13 protein-coding genes are annotated in these 15,699 nt (G+C 40.3%); 5 read left to right on the top strand and 8 right to left on the bottom strand.

Going from position 1 to position 15,699, the window contains the following annotated elements:
- The first annotated feature begins 224 nt into the window (after positions 1-224).
- The 4 genes from AC1RRY_RS15320 (at position 225) to tsaB (ending at position 3,673) form a co-directional block, all read left to right on the top strand.
- Entirely contained in the window at positions 225-1,133 is a 909-nt protein-coding gene (locus tag AC1RRY_RS15320) for a hypothetical protein (protein ID WP_492823062.1), read from the top strand.
- 88 nt (positions 1,134-1,221) lie between these two features.
- Positions 1,222-1,365 (top strand): hypothetical protein, encoded by a 144-nt coding sequence (locus AC1RRY_RS15315; RefSeq protein ID WP_492823064.1) that lies wholly within the window; start codon positions 1,222-1,224, stop codon positions 1,363-1,365.
- A gap of 278 nt (positions 1,366-1,643) precedes the next feature.
- Positions 1,644-2,891 (top strand): ABC transporter permease, encoded by a 1,248-nt coding sequence (locus AC1RRY_RS15310; protein WP_492823066.1) that lies wholly within the window; start codon positions 1,644-1,646, stop codon positions 2,889-2,891.
- A 71-nt stretch (positions 2,892-2,962) separates the two neighbouring features.
- The gene (gene tsaB / locus AC1RRY_RS15305) at positions 2,963-3,673 is read left to right on the top strand and encodes a tRNA (adenosine(37)-N6)-threonylcarbamoyltransferase complex dimerization subunit type 1 TsaB (protein WP_492823068.1); all 711 of its coding nucleotides are present in this window, start codon (positions 2,963-2,965) and stop codon (positions 3,671-3,673) included.
- 61 nt (positions 3,674-3,734) lie between these two features.
- Here the strand turns inward: tsaB and AC1RRY_RS15300 are convergent, their stop codons facing one another.
- Positions 3,735-5,387: a S41 family peptidase gene (locus tag AC1RRY_RS15300; protein ID WP_492823070.1), complete on the bottom strand. Its 1,653-nt coding sequence runs from the start codon at positions 5,385-5,387 to the stop codon at positions 3,735-3,737.
- A 109-nt stretch (positions 5,388-5,496) separates the two neighbouring features.
- On the bottom strand, positions 5,497-6,009 hold the full coding sequence (locus tag AC1RRY_RS15295; protein ID WP_492823072.1) for a phosphoglycerate mutase family protein: 513 nt from the start codon (positions 6,007-6,009) through the stop codon (positions 5,497-5,499).
- A gap of 224 nt (positions 6,010-6,233) precedes the next feature.
- On the opposite strand from AC1RRY_RS15295, the gene gyrB reads away from it, so the two are divergent.
- Positions 6,234-8,207 (top strand): DNA topoisomerase (ATP-hydrolyzing) subunit B, encoded by a 1,974-nt coding sequence (gyrB, locus tag AC1RRY_RS15290; protein WP_492823074.1) that lies wholly within the window; start codon positions 6,234-6,236, stop codon positions 8,205-8,207.
- Positions 8,208-8,277: 70 nt separating this feature from the next.
- Here gyrB and galK read toward each other — a convergent pair whose 3' ends face one another.
- The 6 genes from galK to AC1RRY_RS15260 all read right to left on the bottom strand — a co-directional run bounded on the left by galK (position 8,278) and on the right by AC1RRY_RS15260 (position 15,689).
- Complete coding sequence (gene galK / locus AC1RRY_RS15285; RefSeq protein ID WP_492823076.1) at positions 8,278-9,432, bottom strand: galactokinase; 1,155 nt, start codon at positions 9,430-9,432, stop codon at positions 8,278-8,280.
- Entirely contained in the window at positions 9,433-11,742 is a 2,310-nt protein-coding gene (ppk1, locus tag AC1RRY_RS15280; RefSeq protein WP_492823078.1) for a polyphosphate kinase 1, read from the bottom strand.
- Positions 11,743-11,844: 102 nt separating this feature from the next.
- Positions 11,845-12,246, bottom strand: coding sequence for a LytR/AlgR family response regulator transcription factor (locus AC1RRY_RS15275; RefSeq protein WP_492823080.1), 402 nt, complete (start codon positions 12,244-12,246; stop codon positions 11,845-11,847).
- A gap of 790 nt (positions 12,247-13,036) precedes the next feature.
- Positions 13,037-13,471, bottom strand: coding sequence for a hypothetical protein (locus AC1RRY_RS15270; RefSeq protein ID WP_492823082.1), 435 nt, complete (start codon positions 13,469-13,471; stop codon positions 13,037-13,039).
- A 384-nt stretch (positions 13,472-13,855) separates the two neighbouring features.
- Entirely contained in the window at positions 13,856-14,491 is a 636-nt protein-coding gene (locus AC1RRY_RS15265; RefSeq protein WP_492823084.1) for a response regulator transcription factor, read from the bottom strand.
- A gap of 121 nt (positions 14,492-14,612) precedes the next feature.
- Positions 14,613-15,689, bottom strand: a complete 1,077-nt coding sequence (locus AC1RRY_RS15260; protein ID WP_492856632.1) for an ATP-binding protein — start codon at positions 15,687-15,689, stop codon at positions 14,613-14,615.
- Positions 15,690-15,699 lie beyond the last annotated feature (10 nt).

Below are 15,699 nucleotides of genomic sequence, written 5' to 3'. Positions count from 1 at the left end.
TTTCTTATCAAAGGTTTATTATGGCTTATTATTCCCTATCTGATTGCGAAGGGTGTACTCAGCAAATAATAAATTTCAATGACTTTATTTATTCTCCAAAGGAGTAGTCCAATAATAAAAAAATTAAGTAATTATTAAGCTGCGAATCTCTCATTCGCTACTCACAATAATTACCTTTGAGGCGCTCAAAGAGGTTCTCAAATGTATGTCTCTTCAATAATCGGATGAATTTTTACATCGCTTACGGCTTAACCATAGCAACCCACCTCGACTTTCCGGAACTTTATAAGGTCAATCCTGTTGAAAAACCTGATGTAAGTGTGCGTTTGGGAGAAATCCCTGAGCATTTTACAAAAAATACAACTGATCAGCAGTCAGAAATATTTATTACGGCTACTGAATACTTTCTTCGTATCGATTCTATTGGCTCCTATTATGCCTCAAACGGTAACGAAGTAATCATACAACCTGCAGCAGAAATAGACTTAAAAAGCGTTCGGCTTTTTTTTCTGTCTAATGCTATGGCAGCCATTTTATACCAGCGTAAGAGTATCCCCTTACATGCTTCCGCTATTTTCGATGGCAACGGAATCGTACTATTTCTGGGTGACTCGGGAGTCGGTAAATCTACTACGGTAGCCTCTTTGCAGGCGAAAGGTTACAGAGTCTTTTCGGACGACGTATGCGTACCCGTAAAACAGGGGGACAAAATGGTTGCTTTTGCGGCTTACCCGATGATGAAACTCTGGAAAGAAACTTTCTCAAAAATAAACCTGGGTGAGTATCAGGAAACAAACAGAATAAGACCTGAAATAGATAAATACGGCAAATGGTTTAACGACTCGTTTGAAACGGAAGCTAAACAGATTAAAAAAATATTTGTATTAGAGAAAGACTCGATCGATGCATTGCAGGTTAAGCCTTTAAAGGGCATTGAAGCATTTAAACATTTACAAAACTATGCGTATCGGATAAGCTACATCGAAGAAATGGGCTTAAAGAAAGATTACTTTGATATCATCAGTACTTTATCAAATCAGATACCAGTCATATTGATTACCCGGCCGAATCTGGCCGATACCCACACGCAAATATTGGCACTGATTGAAAGCCACCTGGAAGAGACTAAATAATTGTGATGCTTTGCAAAAAAGTACTTTAGAAAAGACAACTGTTACCTCATTAGTAATTATCTTTCATTAACCATAAACACTTACTACGTTGAAAACTGCACAAACCATCGTTAAGCAACCCAAAAAAACCTGGATTACCCCTGCTTTCCAACTAATTGATGTAAAAACGAAGTCAACTTCCACGCTTTCAAACGGATTCAAGTTATTAGACCCGGATGGTATTTATTCGTAATGAATAAGTCGACTATCGGTTCTGCTCATTTTCGAAGTATTGCCTTTATCATAAATCCCCGGGGGTTGTAAGCAAATCGCTTATCGCAAGCTTATGCTATGCTTACATTTCAGTTATTGCTCTGTAAACGGGAATTGGCTATTCCAACTATCCTTAATTTTTGCCGTTAGTTGATTAAATGCCACTAATCAGCCTTTTTTATTTTTTTAATACTTAAAAGAAATATACTTTCGTTGGTCAGAATCCACCTGCGAACTTAATCACTCAATCACAGATTTATGATAAAGTTTTTCTTTTTAGTATTTGAAAGTTTCCGTTTTGCTATTCAGGCATTGCGGGCTAATCTGCTTCGAACTGTATTATCATTATTAGGCGTTACGGTGGGTATTTTTTCAATCATCGGCGTATATACCATGGTTGATTCGCTGGAATCTAACATCAAAAACAGCCTTAACTCCATTGGTACCAATGTAATATATGTACAGAAATGGCCCTGGTTATTTACTAATGGCGACTACCCATGGTGGAAATATTTCATGCGGCCCGAGCCGAAATATGATGAATTCAAATACTTGAGAGATAATCTTGAAAATGCTCAGGCAGGAGCAATTATGGACTTTGCGGGCGACGTAACATGTCGCAAAGGCAGCAATAGTATTAATGCCTTGTGCCAGGGTATTACTTATGAATTCAATGAAATCACTGAGGTACCTATTGACAACGGTCGTTATTTTGCTCCACAGGAAATCGAATCAGGAAAAAATGTAGCCGTATTAGGTGCAGAAATAGCTGACGCTCTGTTTCAAGGTACTGACCCGATAGGAAAAACCTTCAAGATGAAAGGGCAAAACCTTACCGTGATTGGCGTTCAGGAAAGAAAAGGTAAACAGATAGCAGACTTTGGAGGAGAACCCGACCAGAAAGTGCTTATACCGTTTTTAGCACATAAAAGAATATTCTCATCCGGACAACTAACCGGAGATATTGTGTTCAAAGGCTATGAAGGAGATGAAGGACTCTTTGAACTGGAAGGTGAAATAACCGGATTACTACGAACCAAACGAGGGCTTAGACCATCGCAGGAAGATAGTTTTGCACTAAACCGCCCCGAGGCTGCCGCCGAAATGCTGGGCCAACTGTTTGGAACTCTCCGTACCAGCGGTTTCTTTATAGGTATTTTCTCTCTGCTTATCGGAGGTTTCGGTATTGCCAATATCATGTTCGTTTCGGTAAAGGAACGCACCAATATTATTGGTATCCAGAAATCGCTGGGCGCAAAAAATTACTTTATTCTGTTTCAGTTTCTGTTTGAATCCATTTTTCTTTGTGTGATAGGTGGCTTGTTCGGCATACTTCTGGTATTCTTCCTGAGTTTCTTGCCATTAGGCTCGCTGGACATCGTACTCAGCTCAGGTAATATCATCTTTGGTCTGGTGATAGCCAGCATTATTGGTATCATTTCGGGTATTATACCTGCCTGGCAGGCTGCGCGCCTTGACCCCGTAATTGCCATCAGAAGTAAATAAATCTCAAAATTTCAATACCTTATTACACGAATGAGTAATTTTGCCCTTTCAAAAAATTACTCATTCGTGTAATGTCTATTATTTTAAGTATTGAAACTTCAACAAAAGGTTGTTCAACTGCTATCCATCAGGACTCTCAGCTATTAGCACTGAGCGAGTTATTCCATGAGAAATCTTCATCCGGAATGCTCACTACCTTAGTTCAGCATGTTGTAAAAGTTTCCTCTCTCAGTTTTGAAGATATCGATGCCATTGCCGTTGCCAAAGGCCCGGGTTCTTATACCGGCCTGAGAATCGGTGTTTCTACTGCCAAAGGATTATGCTTTACGCTTGACAAACCCTTACTTGCCATTAATACCCTTCAGGCTATGGCGTGGCAGGTGTATAGTATTATAAAGTCTGCATGTGATGGTGAAACCCCTCTGCTCTGCCCCATGCTCGATGCCCGCCGGATGGAGGTCTATTGTGCTTTGTATGATGCCGGAAATATAGAGCAGGTATCACCCACTGAGGCTAAAATAATTGATGAAAATTCTTTTGCAGAAATACTTGAAACCAGGAAGATAATCTTTTTTGGAGATGGAGCAGCCAAGTGCCGTACCGTTTTAAGTAAACATAACAATGCCGTTTTTTTAGAAGAAACCATCAATCCTTCTGCCAAAGCCATTGGTGCTCTGTCCTATGAAGCATTTCAGCAGCAGCAATTTGAAAACGTAGCCGACTTTGAGCCCTATTATCTGAAAGAATTCATGACTACCGCGCCTAACAAGGCGGCACAATAAGAAAGCGTGCCACGCCAGCGCTCGAATGAGTACAGGCGTGGCACGCTTAAATTAAAAGTACTTATTTCCCTCCTTTCAGAATAGATTGATATTTTGGCATGTCTTTAAATAATTTCACTGCTTCCTGCACTTCTTTATCTCTTTCAAAAGAAACAAACTTCATGGCTTTCTGATAATAATAACGGCTCAGAATCTCGGCCTCCAGTTGTTCCTTAATATCTGCCTTGTGTTTCAGCAAATCCTGTTGCTTGCTTTGATTGATTTTTTCTCTCAACGATTTCAGACTCTCCTGCACGGCATCCAGGCCATTTTCTTTTTTGGCAGAGGCCTCCAGGTTATCAAGGCTTTTCTCCATCGAAGTTGAATACGTAAAGTTTCTGGTTTTTACCCAATTGGTAAAATCCTGATAGTCAGCATCCTTCAAAGAGAATTTCTCTTTGGGTTTATCGTTGGCATGTTCAAAGTAATACTTGGTGGCATAATCAAATATGATGTTTTTCACCAGCAGATTCACCGTAATCGAAGCCATTTGTGGCACCTCTGTTTTAATATCGGGGTCAACTCCGCCACCATCATAAACCGTCCGGCCATTCTTGGTTTTAAAGGCTGTTTTTAAAGAATCAGGTACACGCCCTACACTGCCATCAGGGTTTCTGTGAGAATAATCCAGTGCCTGAATACAACGGCCACTCGGAATATAATACTTGGCCGTAGTGATTTTCATCTTGGTATTGTAGGTCAGATCACGAGTGGTTTGTACCAGACCTTTACCAAACGAACGCTGACCCAGAATCACGGCGCGATCATAATCCTGCAAAGTACCACTTACAATTTCAGAAGCTGAAGCACTCGAACTGTTTATCAATACAGCAATAGGTATTTCAGTATCCATCGGGCTCTCCATCGAATTAAACTTCTTGTTCCATTCGGCCACTTTACCTCTGGTTTCTACAATGAGCTGGTCTTTGGGCAGAAATATATTGCATATTTCGACCGACATATTCAGCAAACCTCCTGGATTACCCCTTAAATCAAAAATCAGTTTTTTCATTCCCTGTGCTTTCAGATCGCTGAAAGCCGCTTTCACCTCTTTGGCAGCAGTAGCTGTAAAATCATTCAGCTGTATGTATCCTACTTCATCGTTAATCATACCGGCGTGTGGCACATTAAGTGTTTTAACGATATCACGGCCGACAGTCAGTTCCACCGGCGAATTCTGTCCGTAGCGTTTAATCTGCATTTTTACAGTAGTGCCGGTTTGTCCTTTCATCAATCGGCTCATATCAATACCCTGGCGGGCAACTACGTCAACCCCGTCTACTTTCAGTATTTCATCGCCAATTTTCATACCGGCTTTATCAGCAGGCGAGCCTTCGTAAATCATTACTACCAGATGCTTGTTGTTCTGATGCGAAACCGTGGCGCCAATACCGTTATATTTGCCGGTGGCCATGGTCATGTAGTCTTCGATATCGTCTTCAGGGTAGAAATTCGTGTAGGGGTCCAGCTGTTTCAGCATCGATTCTATGCTTAGCCGCATCGCCTTATTCGGATTGATTTCATCTACATAATATGCATTCAGTTCTTTGAACATCGTAGCAAAAATATCCAGATTTTTGGCTATCTCGAAATACCGGTCGTCATACTTAAAGGCCACAAATGGTATGGCCAGCAAAAGGATAATGACCACAGAAAACTTACGTACACGTTTCATTTCTCAGAATTTTTTAATTATTTATGCCTCATGCCAACTTACACAATCCGATACTAAAGCTAACGAAAAAATCAAGCAAAAGGTATCGGTCAAACCCTAAAATATATCGCTATGGAGTAACCTTACCGTAGGTCTTAGCCTGAAAGCTCTGTTTCTTTTTTGGTGCAATTTGTCTTTTTACAATATAGAGATTATCAAAATCGCTTTCTTCCAGATCTTTAGTCAGGGTATCTTTTTCATACAATCCATTGGCAATATGTCGAACCGTATTACTATGCCCAACCACAAGAATATTCTTGCCTTCAATTTTTTTCAAATCTTCAATAAAAGGCTTTTGCTTGCGGGGGTCATATTTCTGAATACTGAGTTGCAGGGCATCAGCCAGCGGCTTGGCGGTCAGCGAAGTTCGCTGGTAACTGGTGGCATACACCTGCGAAATCTTCTTATCTGCCAGCAGTTTCTTCAGTGCTTCGGCTCTTTCCTGTCCCGCCTTACTCAGTACGGGGTCAGACGAATCGTCGGCTTTTTCAGCATGACGTACAATGTAATAAGTTGACCGAACCGAACGCTGGCAAGCCGATAAAAACAACACAATAAACAACAGGTAGAAGTAGTTTCTCATAAAATATATCAACAATTCAAATTGGTTAAAATACACATCGTTTTAATAAAAAATAGTCCCTGTTTATTCGTATTTTACTAATAATCATTAGCTTATAAATTTCGATTTGTAGATAAAAAACAGTAACTTTACAACTAAATTATGTTAATTCTTAATGAATATCAAGTACACCTTGTAAGATATAGATAACTTACTGATAGTCAATTGTTTACTAAAAACTAATTATGACAGAAAATCAAGAAAACACAGAGCCAGAAAACTCAAAAGCAAACTACGGAGCGGAGAACATCCAGGTACTGGAAGGACTAGAGGCAGTAAGGAAACGCCCGGCCATGTATATTGGCGATATTGGTATAAAAGGTCTCCATCATTTGATATGGGAAGTAGTTGATAACTCGATAGATGAGGCGCTCGCCGGCCATTGCGATACGATTCAGGTAACCATAAACGAAGATAACTCAGTAACAGTAAAAGACAACGGCCGGGGGATTCCGACTGGCATGCACTCTAAGGAGAAAAAATCGGCCCTGGAGGTAGTAATGACCGTATTGCACGCCGGTGGCAAATTTGATAAAGACACCTATAAAGTTTCCGGTGGTTTGCACGGTGTGGGGGTATCCTGCGTAAATGCGCTGTCTATTCATCTAAGAGTAGAAGTGCACCGCGAAGGCAAAATTTTCGAACAGGAATATTCAATAGGAAAGCCATTGTATTCGGTTCGTGAAATAGGTGAGGCTTCCGACAGAGGTACTACTGTAACCTTTAAACCTGACGACAGTATTTTTACCACTACCGAATACAAGTATGAGACCGTAGCCAACCGTCTGCGGGAGTTGTCGTTCCTTAATAAAGGAATAACTATTATCCTGACAGACTTAAGAGATCAAGACGAGGATGGCAATTATACTACTGATACGTTCCATTCAGAAGGTGGGCTGGCCGAGTTTGTAGCTTACATAGATTCAAGTCGTGAGCGTTTGATACCCGAACCCATGTATATGGAAGGCAACAAAGACGGTATCCCGGTTGATATAGCCATGTTGTATAACACAAGCTATAGCGAAAACGTATCTTCTTTTGTTAACAATATCAATACGCACGAGGGTGGTACGCACGTATCAGGCTTCCGTATGGCGCTTACACGTACCTTGAAAAGTTATGCTGAGAAATCAGGTATTCTGGCCAAAGAAAAAATCGAAATCAGTGGTGATGACTTCCGCGAGGGCCTTACTGCCATTATTTCGGTAAAAGTACAGGAACCTCAGTTTGAAGGCCAAACCAAAACCAAACTGGGTAACAGTGAGGTAACTTCGGCGGTGAGTTCGTGTGTGTCTGAAATGCTCGAAAACTATCTGGAAGAACACCCAAAAGAAGCCCGTTTAATTGTAGATAAAGTAGTATTAGCTGCTAAGGCTCGTATTGCTGCGCGCAAAGCCCGTGAAATGGTACAGCGTAAAAATGTGTTGATAGGAACCGGGCTACCCGGCAAGCTTGCCGACTGCTCTGAATCTGACCCGTCGCTTTGCGAGGTATATCTGGTTGAGGGCGACAGTGCCGGTGGTAGTGCCAAACAAGGCCGTAACCGTGCATTTCAGGCTATTCTGCCTTTAAGAGGTAAAATTCTGAACGTGGAAAAAGCACAGGAATACCGTATTTACGAAAACGAGGAGATTAAAAATATCTTCACAGCATTGGGTGTACAGATGGGTAAAGACGGCGACGAAAGAGCTTTGAATACCGATAAGCTGCGTTACCACAAAATCATTATCATGACTGATGCCGATATTGATGGTAGCCACATCCGTACTTTGATTCTTACTTTCTTCTATCGCTACATGCGCGAACTGATAGAAAGCGGTTATATCTATATTGCACAGCCGCCTTTGTATCTGGTAAAGAAAGGTAAAGAAGAAGTATATTGCTGGACAGAAGAACAACGCGAAATTGCTGTAAAACGCCTGGCAGGTGCAGGTCGTGAAGATAGTGTAGGTATACAACGTTATAAAGGTTTGGGAGAGATGAACCCTGAACAGCTTTGGGAAACTACCATGCGCCCGGACAAACGCACGCTGAAACAGGTTTCTATTGAGTCGGCCGCTGAGGCAGACCACCTGTTTTCGATGCTGATGGGTGATGAAGTTGCCCCTCGCCGCGATTTCATTGAGCGCAACGCCAAATATGCAAGAGTTGATATTTAATGATTACTATTGCCATAACGAGAAAAGGCCGGGTATCCGGCCTTTTCTCGTTTAATATCTTTTCCAGACGTTAAATTTCCTCCACGCCATTTGTAATTGCCATCTGGTATGAAACCAGTTTCTGTCCGAATTGTGCTTCGTAGGCTTTCCCAATTTCATCCAGAAACGAATCCACCGCTTCTTTTTTTACAAGGTTAATGGTGCAACCACCAAAACCGCCCCCCATCATTCTGGCTCCGGCTACGGCTTCATTGTTTACGGTTTGCTCCACCAGAAAATCCAATTCAGCACAACTCACTTCATACAATTCGCTGAGCCCATGATGCGTTTCATACATTTTTTGCCCGAAAGCCACAAAATCATTATTCAGCAAATCTTTACAGGCCTGCTCCACTCTGTGAATCTCTTCTATTACATACCTGCAACGATTATATACTATCTCAGACAATTTATCGGCCTGACTTCTCAACATAGGTATGTTGGCATCTCTTAAGCTGTTTACCTGAGGGTATGCATGCTGCAGAATACTGATTCCTTCTTCGCACTCGGCTCTGCGCTTATTATACTCAGTATCTCCCAGATTATGTTTCACACCTGAATTACACAATACAATGGCATATTCTGTGGTTTCAAACGGGAAATACTCGTAGCTCAAATCGCGGCAATCCAGCTTAATAACAGCCTTATCTTTCCCATGAATAGAAGCAAACATATCCATAATGCCACATTTCACTCCGGCAAAATTATGCTCGGCCTGCTGGGCGGTTAAGGCTAAATCTATGCCCGAAAGGCCAAAACCATAGAGTTGATTCAGGGCAAATCCAATACCGCTCTCCACAGCTGCTGAAGATGACAACCCCGCTCCTAAAGGTACATCACCCCCGAAAACCGCGTTGAATCCGCAAGAAAGATGATGCTCTTCCCTGGCCATTTCTGCAACCATACCTATCAGAAAATTAGCCCATCCTTTTTCAGATTTACTAAAGGTATCTAACGAAAACTCATAAGAGTCATCCAAATCATAAGCAAATAGCCTCACCTGCCTGTCGTCTCTTTTGGAAACAGCAAAGTAAATGGCTTTATCTATAGCAGCGGGTAACACAAAGCCATCGTTATAGTCGGTGTGTTCACCTATTAGATTAATGCGCCCCGGGGCGCGGACAATGATATCAGGAGATTGGTTATATAATTCTGAAAATTTCTGTTTGATGCGGTCTGAATACATTTATAAATCAGTTTCTGTCTCTATTGGTGTTTCTTCTGTGGTATTTTCTTCCGGTTTTACAGTCTGTGGGAACAATTGTATATCTTCCATTTCATTTCCCTCAATTTCAAAAAACATCTTGTGGATATTAATCGGTTGATCTTCCGGAGTTAAAGTGCATTTCACTTTGGTGTAAGAACCATCCTCCTGCAACTCATACGAATTCACGTTGTCGCGCAGGTTATAGTATAAAATATGAATGGCATGTTTTTTTACCTCGTCATCTACCAGTTCAAACATCGATTCTATTCGCTTATCGAAACTCCGAACCATGATATCGGCACTACTTCCATACAGCTTTGGCTCGTCGTTGTTATGGAAGTAGAATATACGGGCGTGCTCCAGATACAACCCGACAACCGAACGAACCGTGATATTCTCGCTCAGATTCTGGCGGCCGGGGCGCAAACAACAAATACCTCTTATAATCAGCCTGATTTTTACACCAGCTTGTGACGCCTTGTATAATTCATCAATAATGTAGCGGTCTTCTAACGAATTCAGCTTAATACAAATACCGCTTGGCAAACCTTTCTCAGCATTGGCCGCTTCGTTTCTGATAAGCTCTATCAGCCGGGGTCTCATATCTCTGGGCGACGTAATCAGATACTGATAGTCGGCCGGTTGCGAATGGCCCGTAATAACATTGAAAAACTCTGAAATATCTTTGGTATAGAACGGATTCGTAGTCAACAGACCAATATCGGTATAAAGTCTGGCTGTATCTTCATTATAGTTACCACTGGCCAGGTGAGCATACTGTACTACGCGATTACCTTCTTTCCGTACGATCAGCATCAACTTGGTATGTGTTTTATACCAGCCGATACCATAAATTACGAAACAACCGGCTCTTTGCAGGCGCTCTGCTTCCCGTATATTGTTTTCTTCGTCAAAGCGGGCTTTTATTTCAAATAGCGCCGATACGTGTTTACCATTTTCCGCTGCTTTCAACAAGGCTTGTGTTACACGTGATTTTTTCGCCAGGCGGTAAATAGTCAGTTTAATAGCCAGTACGTCCGGATCTTCCGCAGCTTTTTCAAGCAATTGCAGAACCGGCTCAAAATTATTATATGGGTGATGCAGCAATAAATCTTTCTCGCGCACCACTTCAAAAATGTCATTGTTTTTTTCCTTCAGCCTTTTAGGCGCCACCGGGGGATGGATAGGTTCCAGTTCTTCCTGAAAATCAGGATGACGGATAATCTGCCATAGAGAGGTATAATCGATCAGACACTCATCAATAAATATATTGTACTTGTCAATCTCCCAGCGTTTCTGTAAGATATTGACCAGCCACTCGTTGGCATTGGCCTCAATTTCCATATAAACCACTCTGCCTAAACGCCGACTCTTGATTTTCTGTTTGATTTCATCCACGAAATCAGACTCCATATCATCCGACTCCTCCAATGTAAAATCACCATTCCGTACAATTCTGAAAAGGCTTACCGATTGAATCTCTACGTTTCTGTACAGCTTCTTCATCTCGTGCCGTACAATCTCTTCTATGGGCAGAAACAGCAATTCATCGCCTCTTTCAATGGTATAGAATCTGGGCAGATTGCCCGGTATCTGAACAAACGATATCTTTTTGGTTTCACTGTCTTCAGAAAACAAGGTAGAGCGACTCGAATCGGTCACCACTCCGAAAATCAGCGTTTTAGCTATTAACACCGGGAATACATGGGTGTGGTCATAAAGCATCGGCGTAAGCATTGGGTAGATCGTATAGTCAAAATAATCTACCGTATCAGCCAATTCACCTTGAGTAAGGTCGCTGATTTTTACCACCTGAAACTTATGATCCTTAAACAAAGGTTTAAGCTCTTCATCAAATACCCGGTCCTGTTCCTGGCAGAACTGTCTCACAGTCGATAACAGTGCTTTACGAAACGGAATTTCTCTCAGGCCTGAGTAGTCAATGCGCTCTTTATGATAATCGAGATAATTATATAAACTGCCCAGCCTGATGGTAAAGAACTCATCAAGATTGGAAGAAGTAATGGCAAGGAATTTCAGCCGCTCAAACAGATTCAGGTTCCTGTCACGGCTCTGGTCAAGTACACGCTCATTGAATTTCAGCCAGCTCAAATCTCGACTGATGTAATTGGACTGCTCAATGCTATCTACATAGCGATTTATTTTCGATTCAGTAATAGTACTGCTTTTTTCTTCGCTTTTCGACGGCCCCACTAAACCATTTAAAAATGAAAAAAGGCTACCTTTTGAGCCTCGTTCATTTGATATATCTTTATTCTTTTCTTCCATAGCTTCGGTAACATAATGTGTCTTGCGAAGTACGTCAATTATAGCAAAAATTTCAAGTATTTAACAATAATTTAACAGATTTGTCCAATTTTTCATCATTTTTTATACTGCGCCTGAGTAGCAATCAGTATTGACTTTGTTCCAGAGCATTTCCTTTACTTCACTCGCTTTACGCCGCGAAACCGGCAGGCGGGTACCGTCAGACAGACGAACTTCCTTAAAGGTTTTTTTCCAATACAACCCCTCCAGATATTTCAGATTAAGAATGTATGATTTGTTGATTCTTACAAATTCAGTATACTCTTTTAGAGCTGCATCAAAAAACTTCAAGTGAAATGCCGAAACAAATTTATTATATCTGGTATGAAAAATGGTGTAATTGATATTAGCCTCGAGATAAATTATATCATGTGGCTTTATAGCTATACGCATACCGTTTACCATTATATGTAGATTTTGGGCTACATGATTAGTTTTAGGCAAAGAAGGCTTATAATGTTTCATAAAATAGTGATTTTATGAAACAAAGTTCAATAGCATACTACAAACAAAAAATCCCCAATTGTGGGGATGATCATAATAAATGGCTATAAAACTTAAGCACGATAAATCGTTGATTTACTCTATGGATAGAGGTTTATTGACAATAGAAATTGCTTTGATATAAAAGAACAGGAAGAAGCTTTTAAGAAAGTTCTGTGTGATTAACACTATATATAAAATCTCATTACTTCTGAGAGGTATTGCAAGCCCGTATATGTAATCGGAGATAATAATACTTGTATAAATTAAGAATATACTCAAAACCAACCAGCTTTCAGGTAAGCTGAATAATCTTTTATTTATATGCCTTTTAGACAATACAAAAATGCTAAACCCTGAAAGAAATGTGAGATACAGATTATTGATTAAAGCGCCATAACTATTATAGTTTTCGTAGCCCTGACCCCAGAATGCGTTAAAAAATGAGAACGCTGAGAATGATACACAAGCAACATATACAAAATAATTAATCCAGCGCTGCTTAATTATACCCTTTAAGAAATAACTTAATAGTATAAACTCAAGTGTTATATAAACATAATCAAGAAATAGATTATTCTCGAGCGTTATAGCTGTGACAGCGTAAATAATCTCAAAGATGGTCACAGAAATAGCATAGGACAAAAAATATGCCCTATGTTGCTTCCAATACCCATGTCTTTTCAGCAGCATCCAACATATAATCAGCCAGACTATATCCTGCGACCACCCTGAGAATCTATACAATGTCAACGTAAAATCCATATTTCAATTAAGGAGTTTTTGGAAAAGGAGGAGGTGTCTTTTGATTACCGCCGATGTCCTTTTTGTATACAATTGGGAAAGGGAAATCAGGAATATACAAACCTCCACGTTCACCATTCATTGAAATGAATTCAGCAGTTTCCTCTCCATTAGTATCTTTGAAAACTTTAAATGGCAAAACTTCGACAGTGTATTCCTCCTCAAACTTATGGCGCTGAGTACGTTGTTCCAATGAACGCCCTCTATCTATTTTACCTATCATGAAGCTGACCCGATCAAAATCCCTATAATTATTCTTTAAAAAATTAATCAAACCTTGTAGTTGATCTAATTCCAGCCAGATACCTTCCTGTCTGGTCTTTCTTTCTTTTTTAGGATCGGGTTCTTGTGTATCCAGATAAGAATGGTTTTTAACCCTTTTTAATGCTTCTGAATCTTTCATTTTAATTATATGTTTTATGGTTGCTATTACTCACTTATTTCTGTTATAGTTCATATAATATCTCCGGAACTCCTTACGAAATTCCTTAAACTTCATTAATTCACCTTCAGTATTTCTGTTATTATTCTTCAATTTTCGAAATCCATCTCCGTGTCAGGAATCGTAAATGGAGTGCATCCACATTGTGTCCCATCTCAACCTTTACAACATAGCTAAATAAATTAGCTTTGATCGTGATTCGGATCACCAACTACACCCGAAACCATCGTGAGGCTAGCAGCCCAACAAGAATTAATATCGCTTTGAGGTATAGGTGTAACCTGCTCCTGAACACTAATTAAGGCAAAACAAAAAATGATAAGATATTTCATAGCGGCAGTTTAGTTAAACCAATCGCATCTCCAAAGCCTTTACAACAGCCTCCGGAGCTGAATTGACGTGTAGTTTTTCGTAAATATTTTTAATATGACTATGCACTGTGCTAAAACTGATATTACAGGCGTCGGCTATCATTTTATAACTCATACCCTTTACCATGCACTGCAATACTTCTTTTTCACGTGGAGTAAGCGATACATAGGTCTGCTCTTTCACCACAAACTGACTCTGGAACATGGATAGCACTCTGGCAGCAATACTTGGACTTAAATGCGACCCACCATTGTATACGTCAATAATCGCCTGCACATAAATTTCCGGTTTGGGAGTTTTTATAATATAACCGTCCGCCCCTGCGCAAATCGCTGCAAATACTTTATCGTCATTCTCAAAAACGGTCTGAATCAACACTTTCACTTCGCTATTTGCTTTTTTTATAGACCTCATTGCTTCAATCCCTGAAATATGCGGCATCTGAATATCCATCAGTACAACATCAGGTTGATACTTTCTTACCAGTTTTACTGCATCAGTGGCATCTGCATAAGCCCCCGACAGCCACAGCCCATCAGTGTCGGCCAGGTATAGCGAAAGACTTTCTCTGAGGTTCTTATTGTCTTCAAAAAGTAATATTCGTATCATGGCTCATCAAATTAAACCCCACCTCCGTTAAAAACTGCCTCAATGACTGTCTTTATTCTTCGGTAAAATTACAAGGTATTTTGTACGTATAAAATCCCCAATAATGGGGAGGAGTTGAAAACTAAATGGAAATTTCAATCAATACACAAGTACCCTTTTGAATGCCCGAGTTTACAGAGACTTTTAAATCATTATCCTGACTACGGAGTTTAAAGTTTTTCAACCCGTTCCCTTCAAAGGTCTGGTTAAAATCAAATCCCTTACCATTATCGCTGATACTTATTTTTATCAACCCCTGCTGCAGATATACTTTGCACGAAGCTTGTGTGGCTTCAGAATGCTTGGAAATATTATTAATAGCCTCTTTGTAAATCAGGTATATATTTCGCCTTTGTTCCATCGAAAAAACATCTTTCCCGATATCAGTCAATAGTTCAAAATCAAATGAGATTCGCCTTGCCGATAATATCTCCACTCCAAATGAACGCATCCTTTCAAATAGCTTCTCGGTGGAGTCGTTCTCAGGATTAATTGCCCAAACGGTATCTCTCATCAATAAAACCGTTTCTTCCGAGTTATTTGTAATTTTATCTAATATGGGTAGCAGATCAGGTTTTTCTATGATGATTTTCTTGCGAAGTAACTCCACAAAGATGGCTATTGAATTCAGATTTGACCCGACCTCATCGTGCAAATCAGAAGCTATCTGATTACGAACATGCTGAAGTTTGAGTTTTTGGCGGAGGTCATATATAAAAAACAGATAAAACCCGACTCCAAAAATCAGCAATACATATATCATGATAGATGGCCAGAACCACCATTTTTGCCAAAAGGCCTGTTTCTTATCAATACGAAGCTCCCGGTTTGCTATTATTCTACCGCGATTATCCTGTGCCTTTATTTGCAGCTGATAGTTTCCGCCCGATAAGTTCTGATAGTGAACTGAAGGATAATTACTCCAGAACCATCTGTCATACAATCCGGGAATCTGATAATAATATCTGATAGAATCGCCTTTAACCGGATTAAACTCAATCACCAGATTGTCGTCAGAAGCTGCGAGAGAAATAGTTGAGTCTTTTCTATATGGATAAGGTCGCCCATTTATCAAAACCTGTCTGATAGAAATCTGGGCATGAGATGATAGGCTCAAAAACAATATCAGCCATACTGAATATGTGTTTCTTTTTAGCACAACAGGGTGA

This window comes from Emticicia sp. GW821-FHT11C11 (assembly GCF_058808615.1).
The sequence above is the reverse complement of the archived record's forward strand: the minus strand, read 5'-3'. Positions and strand labels throughout refer to the sequence as shown.